The sequence below is a fragment of the Halomonas sp. SIMBA_159 genome (genome assembly GCF_046536035.1).
In the GTDB taxonomy this organism is placed as follows: Bacteria; Pseudomonadota; Gammaproteobacteria; order Pseudomonadales; family Halomonadaceae; genus Vreelandella; species Vreelandella venusta_A.
In genome coordinates, this window is sequence record NZ_JAWJBT010001217.1 from 1 (window position 1) to 248 (window position 248).

Sequence of the window (248 nt, forward strand, 5' to 3'; positions counted from 1 at the left end):
TGCGGCTTAAAGTGAATTACCAGCTTGCAGATAATCAGACTGAAGCGGTTTATGCCCCGGAGGTTGATATTCTTCCGCCACTGGCCATTTTAATTAACGGCGAAACAGCGTTTAGCCTAAGCGGTAAGGCGGGCGATAAAGTCACCCTGCGGGCGCAAACCAATACGCCTGCCAGCCTGAACTGGCAACAAAGCAGCGGGCCTGCTGTGGCAATTACCCAGCCAACAGCCGCCGAAATTAGCTTTACG

At 52.8% G+C, this 248-nt stretch carries 1 protein-coding gene; it reads left to right on the forward strand.

Going from position 1 to position 248, the window contains the following annotated elements:
- Positions 1 to 248: hypothetical protein (locus R0J87_RS23145; protein ID WP_498889296.1), on the forward strand; the 248-nt coding region annotated here is incomplete at both ends.